Origin of the sequence: Methanoculleus formosensis (genome assembly GCF_025384765.1) — an archaeon.
GTDB classification, from domain to species: Archaea; Halobacteriota; Methanomicrobia; order Methanomicrobiales; family Methanoculleaceae; genus Methanoculleus; species Methanoculleus formosensis.
The window spans coordinates 101,195-107,194 of record NZ_VHLL01000007.1 but is presented as its reverse complement, the minus strand read 5'-3'; the positions used below and the strand labels follow the sequence as shown (position 1 = coordinate 107,194).

Genomic DNA, 6,000 nt, shown 5'->3' with positions numbered 1-6,000 from the left:
GGGGAGGGTCCGGGAGGGGGTGTCCCCCTCCCGGTAACGGTGTTATGGGACAACTTCTTCAGATGGCGACCTGATCAGCAGCCCATCAAGACCCCGAAAGGATCTATTGGTTGGTCGCACTGCTTTCCTGCTTCCGGCATAATGGCTGCCACACTGACTGGTAGATGCTGAATCTGTCTAGTGTCCCGCGAGATCTGGAAATTGAGTTCATCTCTGGAGAGCGATAGGAAGACGGCCCATACTACCGCCACCGCCCGCGCGACCCCGCCGCTGTCGATACCTTTTTCACGCCCGCTCCCCTCCCGCATCGAGCATGACCGATACGAGGATACGATCCATCCATGCCCGCGAGATACTGGACTCAAGGGGGAACCCGACCGTCGAAGCGGATGTAATACTCGCCGGCGGGGCGTCCGGGCGTGCTGCGACCCCGTCCGGGGCATCGACCGGAAAACACGAGGCCGTCGAACTCCGCGACGGCGTAAAGGACCGATACGGCGGCAAAGGGGTGCAGCGCCCCGTTGCCCGGGTCAACGGCGAGGTCGCCGTCACCCTGCAGGGCATGGACGCCCGCGAACAGGCGGCGGTGGACGAAGCCCTCATCGATCTCGACGGAACGCCGAACAAACGAAACCTCGGCGCAAACGCCACGCTTGCGGTCTCCATGGCCGTCGCCCGGGCAGCCGCCGCCGCGGAGGGTCTCTGGCTCTGGGAGTACCTGGGAGACCCGTTGAAGCCGCTCCTGCCCGTCCCGATGATGAACATCCTCAACGGCGGGGTTCATGCCGGCTGGCAGGGGCCGGATTTCCAGGAGTACATGATCGCCCCCTACGGCGCTCCGAGCGTCGCGGAAGCGGTCCGGTGGGGGAGCGAGACCTACCATGCGCTCAAAGATATCCTCAAGGCGCGGGGCTACACGACCGGCGGCGGCGACGAAGGCGGGTTTGCCCCCGCAGTCTCCACGAACACCGAGCCGCTCGACCTGATCGTGGAGGCGATCGAACGGGCCGGGTATGCGCCCGGTCGGGAGATCGGGATCGCCCTCGACCCGGCATCGAGTGCGTTCTACTCGAACGACGTCTACAGCCTCCGGACAGAAGGGTTGACCCTGACCGCCGCCGAGATGGTGGACCGGTACCGCGACCTCACTGCGGCATACCCGGTCATCGTCATCGAGGACGGCCTTGCCGAGGACGACTGGGACGGCTGGCGGCTGCTGACAAAGGCACTCGGGGATCGGGTGGAACTCGTCGGCGACGACCTCTTCGTCACGAAAGTCGACCGGATCGATATGGGTATCCGGAAGGGGGCCGCCAACGCCGTCCTGATCAAGCCCAACCAGATCGGAACGGTGACCGAGACGATCGCCGCGGTGCATCTCGCGCAGCAGCAGCACTGGGGTGCGATGGTCTCCCACCGGAGCGGCGAGACCGTCGACACGTTCATCGCCGACTTCACCGTCGCGATGCAGACCGGCCACCTCAAGACCGGGGCCCCGGCACGGGGCGAGCGGGTGGAGAAGTACAACCAGCTCATCCGGATCGAGGAGGCGGCCGGGGATACGGCCCGGTATGCCGGGAGGAGCGGGTTCGTCCGGTAGTGCCGGGGCGGTGTCCGGGGCCAGTATCGTCAGTGGAATCTCCGGTGTGGCGGAGAAGCGGTTCTGGATCGAGCTGCAACTCTCCGGTGTTCTATATATTTCTTAAGGCCTCCCTCCCAGATCATAGGCAGGTAACTATGGAAAGCGCTGCCCTAGCAATCGAGATCCAGATGAGCCTCCTCCTCTTCCTCGCTCTCGCCGGCTACCTCGTGGCATCCCGAATCAACCAGTCGGCGACGATCGGGGCGATTCTTGTGGGGGTTCTCGTCGGACCGAGCGTCCTCGGTCTGATCACCTACACGGACTTCGTCGCGACCCTGGCGCATCTTGGGGCAATCATCCTCCTCTTCGTCATCGGTTTCGAGTTCAACATCAGGGATATCCTCGACCCGCGCTACGGTGTCATCGGCCTTGTCGGCGTGGTCATCCCCTGGATAGGCGGCTACGCAACCGCCGTCCTCTTCGGGTTCGACTTCGCGAGCGCAGTCTTTGTCGGCACCGCACTGACGGCGACGAGTATCGCCATAACCGCAAACGTTCTCAAAGAGATCGGCGTGCTCCAGACCGGGGCCGCGAAGGCGATCATCGGCGCCGCGGTCATCGACGACGTCCTCTCCCTTCTTGTGCTTGCCGTCAGCACCGATCTCGTCGTGAGCGGAGATATCTCGGTGACATCGGTTGCTCTGATTCTGGCCAAGTCCTTTGGGTTCATCGTCGTCGCCGGTGCCGTCGGGTACTTCGGCATCCGGAAGGTCATCGAGCGGATGGACGCGACACCTCTGGCGCGGAAGTATCCCGAGTTCGTCTTCATCTTCGCCATGATGGTGGCGTTCCTGTACGCGATGCTCGCCGACCTGGTGGGCTTATCCGGTATCATCGGTGCGTTCCTCGCCGGGGTCGCCTTCGCCGGCGTCGAACTCCGGCAGAGCAAGGGCGTCTACGAGGGTGCCGAGTACTTCCAGATCGTCTTCGCCTCGATCTTCTTCGTATCGCTTGGAATCCTCGCGGATATCCGTGCACTCACATCCGACATGGTCCTCTTCCTCCTGGTGCTGACCCTGGTCGCCATCGTCACCAAGGTCATCGGGTGCGCTCTCCCCGCACGGGCGATGGGGATGTGCCGGGAGGACTCCCTCATCATCGGGTTCGGGATGGCGCCGCGCGGCGAGGTGGCGATGATCGTCGCTCTGATCGGGCTCGAGTCGGGACTCATCGGCCAGGAGATCTTCGTTGTCATCGTCCTGATGAGCCTTTTGACCACTCTCATCACCCCGATCGTCTACCGGAACTGGTTCTTCAAGGGCGCATACTGCACCCCGGAGTGATGCGGGGGAAGATCCCCCTCTCATCCTTCTAAAAACAGTCGTTTCTTCTCCCGACACGCCCGGTTCTCACCAGGCCTCAGGAAACGCCATGTTGGTGTAGATGTCCTCGAGGCGCGCCTTGTGGCCGCGCTCCATCGAGGCGAGGCTCTCGAAGAGCTCGATCTGGTCGGGGTCGACGCTCAGGCCCGCGAGCTGGGTGTACATCTGCATCGCGTCGAGTTCTTTCCGGATCGCGATGACAAGGCCGTCGAGCGGTTTCAAGTCGGCCGAGAGCGGCGGGACATCGAGGGTGTCGGCGACCTTGTAGTCCCGTTTCGTGTCGAACCCCAGTTTCCCGGGCTCTTTTAAGAGAAGGGCCTCCGGGGTCTTTCGGTGTTTGCTCTCCTCCCCGGCAAGCTCGTTGAAGAGATTCTTTAAGTTCTCATCCGTGACTTTCTCCCTGACCGTGCGGTAGAAGGTGTAGGATTCGATCTCCCTCTCGATAGCGTTCGATATGATAGAACGATATTCGTCGGTGTCCATGACTCATGCACCGGTGGGACAGTAGCGTTTGAGGTTTTTATACCTTGTTGGGGGCGGGGTTTGGTGTGGTGTTGGATCGGCCGGGAGGTGTCTATAGTGGGGCAGGATGGGGAGAGGAGGCTACTCGGTTCAGGTGGGAACGATTGATAGGGATTGCATATGCCCATCCACGGTTTTCCAGGAGATATCTCCATGGACTGCCCCCGCCCCGCAGGAAGGGGGAGGAGGCCGAAGGCCGGGTGGGGTGGGGGTTACAGGTTAGCCTTACGGGGTAGAGACAGGGGAGGGGGGATGCTCCCCCCTCCCCGTCAGCCCCACCCCCAGGGGCGATATTCCCATGAAATCCGTGCCGGGTGTCGCTCGCCTGCTGCCATCCTCGGCTGCTTACATTTTGGTCCTGAGCGCGACAGTCTGAAAGGCACGACGGACGGCACGTCCATCGCAAGTCATACCTGATGGTGACTAAGCTCCGGTCTTAATGAATCGTCACCACACCTGGTGGGTGACTGCGCTCCAATTTCAATGAGCCGTCACAAGTCGCACCTGTAGTGCTCCCACTCCGACCCATCGGGTCGTCGCGCCCCAAAATTTCGCAAAAAAAGAGATTAAATAAACCGGGGCTTCCGCGAGAGGAGCCTCGGCGTGTAGAGCGGGCGGAAGGGCTTTTCGGTGGTCTCCAACTTCACCGCCTGGATGAGTTCGCTCTCGGTCATCGACTCCTTGCAGGGCTTCTTCTTCTCCGAAAGTCTCCGGATGGTGACCATGAGCCGGCCGGTCTCGGCCTCCTGGTCGCCGATCACCGCGACGTAGGGCACCCAGTCTATCCCGGCCTCGCGGACCTTCTTGTTCACGCTCTCGTCCCGGTCGTCGATGTCTGTCCGGATGCCAGCCGCGTTCAGGCGGGCGCCGATCTCCTCCGCGAAGCAGACGTGCCGCTCCGCCACCGGGACCAGCCTGACCTGGGTCGGGGCGAGCCAGGTCGGGAACGAGGGGACATCCTGGGCTGCGGTACCCTCGAGTATCGCGCAGATCACCCGCTCGATCGAGCCCGTCGGCGAGAAGTGGAGGATCGGGGGGTGGACCTCCGTCCCGTCAGGAGCATAGTATTTGATGTCGAACCGGTCAGCGCTCTCGACGTCGATCTGGACGGTTGGGTTCTCGATGGGCCTGCCCTGTGCGTCGATCGCCGCGAGGTCGACCTTCGCGATCCAGTAGTGGGTCCGCTCTGAGAGGAGCTCTATCAGCATCGGGACGCCCGACTTCGCGACGATCCCCTTCACCCAGAGTTCGTACTGCTCAAAGAAGTCCCGGGTACACCGGAAGACCCCTACGAGCGGGGTTTCGAGGTCCTCGCCGCTCTTCCAGCCTATCGCAAGCTGCTCCTCGAACGCCGCGAGGGCGCCGTCCACGTCCCGGCAGAGGGTGTGCATATCGGGCATCGTGAATGCGCGCAGGCGCTTTAACCCGATCACCTCGCCCTTCTGCTCGTGCCGGAACGAGTAGGTCGAGAGCTCGTAGAGTTTCAGCGGGAGGTTGTTCGGGGAGATGTGCATGTCGTGCATGATCGAGAACATCCCGAAACACGCCGCGAACCGGAGCATCATGTCGCGGTTGCCGCTCTTGAACCGGTACTGCCGTTCCCCGAACTTGCCGGCGTGCTCGGCAATCGCCTTGTCGCCGAGGTCGTACATCACCGGGGTCTCGACCGGCATCCCGCCGTACTCGAGCACCTGAGAGAGGACGTAGTCGGAGAGGAGGTCCCGGATCAGCTTCCCCCGGGGCATCCAGCGGTGGTTCCCGACATCCGCGCGTGGTTCATAGTCCACGAGTTCCTTCGCGCGCATCAGGTCGACGTGCGCCGGCTCGACCCCTTCCTGCCCCGGATACCCGAGCTCTTTCTTGATCAGGGAGGCAAAGGGGGTGTCCTCCTTCGCGTATTCCGCCGCGTCTCTCCGCTCCCCATCGGGGGTGAAGACGAAGAACTCGTGCTCGATCTCCCGCTTTGGTGCGGACGCTCCTCCATCGCCCGGCACAATCGTCCGGGAGAGTTCCGAGAGGGGGTGGCCCTTGCAGGAGAGCGAGAAGGCCTTGTACCAGCCGAACGGCGCCCGTTTCACAACAAAGCCGCCCTCAGCGTTGAGAGCCTCCTCGATGCCCTTGAGAACACTCACCGCCGCATCCGGCGATGCAAGATCAGCGGAGAGGTGGGCATAGGGGTAGATCATGATATTGGTAGTGCCGAGCTGCCGGGCGGTGGTGACGATCTCGGTTGCCGCCTGCCTGACGGCATCCTCGATGTTCTCCTCGTCGACGGACTCAACCGCGGAGAAGACGGCGAGCGCCTCATCGAGGGCGTCTTTTGGGACGACGTCCTCTTCGGCGACCTTCGTCTTCTTCCGGGCCTCGTATTCGATATGATCAGAGTGGATCAGAAGAAGTCGCATTGGTATCCCCAGTTGAATCGTTCAATATCTGTTTTCCTGATATATAGTGCATGACGCTCGGGGGAGCGGGAGCACGCGCCCCGGGCCGCCGATCTCGCCGGATTCCCGG

The 6,000-nt window shown here is 62.5% G+C and carries 4 protein-coding genes; 2 read left to right on the top strand and 2 right to left on the bottom strand.

Annotation, left to right across the window (positions count from 1 at the left end; translation table 11 throughout):
• Positions 1–313 precede the first annotated feature (313 nt).
• On the top strand, positions 314–1,600 hold the full coding sequence (eno, locus tag FKB36_RS11320) for a phosphopyruvate hydratase (protein ID WP_261598181.1): 1,287 nt from the start codon (positions 314–316) through the stop codon (positions 1,598–1,600).
• Between the two features lie 137 nt (positions 1,601–1,737).
• The gene (locus FKB36_RS11315; protein WP_261598180.1) at positions 1,738–2,925 is read left to right on the top strand and encodes a cation:proton antiporter; all 1,188 of its coding nucleotides are present in this window, start codon (positions 1,738–1,740) and stop codon (positions 2,923–2,925) included.
• Between the two features lie 66 nt (positions 2,926–2,991).
• On the opposite strand, the gene FKB36_RS11310 is transcribed toward FKB36_RS11315, so the two are convergent.
• Both FKB36_RS11310 and FKB36_RS11305 read right to left on the bottom strand, forming a co-directional pair.
• Positions 2,992–3,447 (bottom strand): ferritin-like domain-containing protein, encoded by a 456-nt coding sequence (locus FKB36_RS11310; RefSeq protein ID WP_261598179.1) that lies wholly within the window; start codon positions 3,445–3,447, stop codon positions 2,992–2,994.
• 605 nt (positions 3,448–4,052) lie between these two features.
• Complete coding sequence (locus FKB36_RS11305; RefSeq protein ID WP_261598178.1) at positions 4,053–5,891, bottom strand: threonine--tRNA ligase; 1,839 nt, start codon at positions 5,889–5,891, stop codon at positions 4,053–4,055.
• Between the last annotated feature and the right edge of the window lie 109 nt (positions 5,892–6,000).

Bases quoted from the DNA above. Each gene is read 5' to 3' on its own strand.
- eno (WP_261598181.1), top strand. From the start codon at position 314: ATGACCGATACGAGGATACGATCCATCCATGCCCGCGAGATACTGGAC.
- FKB36_RS11315 (WP_261598180.1), top strand. From the start codon at position 1,738: ATGGAAAGCGCTGCCCTAGCAATCGAGATCCAGATGAGCCTCCTCCTC.
- FKB36_RS11310 (WP_261598179.1), bottom strand. From the start codon at position 3,447: ATGGACACCGACGAATATCGTTCTATCATATCGAACGCTATCGAGAGG.
- FKB36_RS11305 (WP_261598178.1), bottom strand. From the start codon at position 5,891: ATGCGACTTCTTCTGATCCACTCTGATCATATCGAATACGAGGCCCGG.